Annotated in this window: 1 protein-coding gene; it reads left to right on the forward strand. The window is 46.7% G+C overall.

The features are described 5' to 3' along the window. On the forward strand, positions 1 to 2,142 hold a 2,142-nt coding region (locus VIP81_RS26220), incomplete at its 5' end, for a hypothetical protein (protein ID WP_331968221.1). Positions 2,143 to 2,342 lie beyond the last annotated feature (200 nt).

A 2,342-nucleotide genomic window follows, 5' to 3' on the forward strand; every position in this document is an offset into this window, starting at 1 on the left:
TCCTATATTCTTGGTCAGCTCTATATCCTGCAACATCGGCCCGATTCAGCCCTGGAACAATTCCGCAACGTGATCGGTATGAAACCAGATCCCATGATGGATTTCCAGGCCAGGTTACAAATTGCTAAAACAAATGCTGAAACAACCGGTGATATCGCTAAAAGTATTGCCGGCCTGCACCACATGCTCAGAAAGCAACGGTTTTCCCGGTTCCGCGATGGGATCTACTATACCATGGGCACCCTCGTATATCCCAAAGATCCGGATGCCGCCATCGGCTACATGAAGCAATCACTAAAGGTACCCAGTGACAATCTCATGCAGCGTACCCTCACCTATAAAGGCATCGCTGATATTTACTACGACCAGCGTAATTATCCGGATGCGAAAAAATATTATGACAGCACCGCCGGCGTAATGACCAAAGATTATATGGATGCCGCTACGGTAAACGTCCGCAAAGAAGTATTGTCAGAAGTAGTCACTAAACTGGATCTCATTCACCGGGAAGACAGTCTGCAGAAAATTGCAGCCATGTCGCCCTCCGATCGTAACATACTCCTGTCGAAAATGGCTGCAGTAATCAAAACGGAAGCCACCGACAAAAAAATAAAAGAGGCGATGGCTGCTGCCAACCCACTCGATGCGAGTGCCATGGGGATGACAGGCGGCGGCGCCTACGGACCAAAAGAAGAGAAAGGCGACTGGTATTTTTATAACGCCAGCAGTAAATCTGCCGGTTATTCAGAATTCAAACGCAGATGGGGGAACCGCCAACCCGGCGATAACTGGCGTCGTAGCCAGAACGGGGTGGTGAATGCAGCTAACAGCAACGCCCCTATTGAAATAGAAGAAGGAACCAGCACTACCATCAAAGTGATGTCTCCTGATAGTGTGACTGCGGAATCGCTTGCTGCCGGTTTGCCGCTGTCGCCGGAAAAGCTGGCCGCGTCCGAAAAATTGGTAAAGGATGCATGGTTCGACCTGGGTAAGTTGTATCATGATAAACTGGAAAACTTTCCACTGGCTATAGAAACCTATGACTCGCTGCTAATCTTGTTTCCAGATCATCCGCGTAAACCAGAAGTACTGTATTCGCTTTATATATGGAATAGTAAAATGAATCATACGGCTGCTGCTAACCAGTATAAAGCCATGGTGCTTAACCAGTACGGCAATACGAACTTTGCCGACATTATCCGCTCCGGTGGACTCAATAATGATGCAGATGTAGCCAAAAAGAAACAAATCAGTGCCGCCTACGATTCCGCCTATACGGCCTTCCAGAATGGCAACTACGCCGAAGCTATGGCCATAAAGCAGCGGGCTGATACTGCGTTCGGCTTCAATTTTCTGAAACCCAGGTTCGATCTGCTGGAGGCAATGCTGATTGTTAAGACTGATACCCTCTTCGCCACAGATTCGTCGCAATTATCACGCAAAGCAGTACAGAACGTATTGACCAAATATGCGGCAGATGAGCCGATCCGCCTGCAGGCCCAGGCTCTCATGGATGCCCTGGAGCATCGCGGAGAACTCACCAACTACCTGGCTAAACTGGAAGTAAGGAAGAAAGATGCCAACGGACAGCTGCTGGACGAAAATATTACCATGCGCTACCCCTGGCAAAATCCACAGCCGGTACTGGCAGACAGGGTGAATACCGCAACAGCCAGGACAGATTCGTCCAAAATAGCCGCAGGAATGGTAACACCATTACCTGCACCTATTGTGCCTGTGGCCCCTCCAAAACCGGTAACACCTTATAAGGTCAATGCGGATAATCCGTTTTTCGTTGTACTGTCATTTGACCGCGTGTCAAAAGAACTCATGGATGAAGGGCTCAACCAGTTTACCCGCTATAATGCCACTAAACATGCGGCTGATAAAATTGAAGTAGGTAGCTTCGTGCTAACCCCCAATGATGTAATGCTCATTTTCAGGATATTCCCCAATGAGGACAAAGCACTGGAGTACTTCGACGAAATCAGGGATGCCGCAGCCGCTAGCATTATTCCCCGGATCCGGCCAACAGAATACAATTTTTTCGTTATTTCGAGGGATAACTTTATCCTGTTAAATAGCACCAAAGACCTGACCGGGTACCGTAAGTTTTTTACAGAAACTTATGTGACCCAGTAAGTATTTTTAGAAATTTAAATAGCTTTGTCGGTCAAACGCTTATAAACAGGCTTGTTTATTGCAGTTGAACTTTATTGAAAAAATTACATATATAGCCAACAGATAGTAATAAATTGCCATTCATTTAAAAGGATCCGGCAACTTGGCCATAAAACAAATTATATAAGCGCATGAAAAAATCGGTGAAAATATTGTGGCGG

It is taken from the genome of Chitinophaga sp., assembly GCF_036566945.1.
GTDB lineage: Bacteria > Bacteroidota > Bacteroidia > Chitinophagales > Chitinophagaceae > Chitinophaga.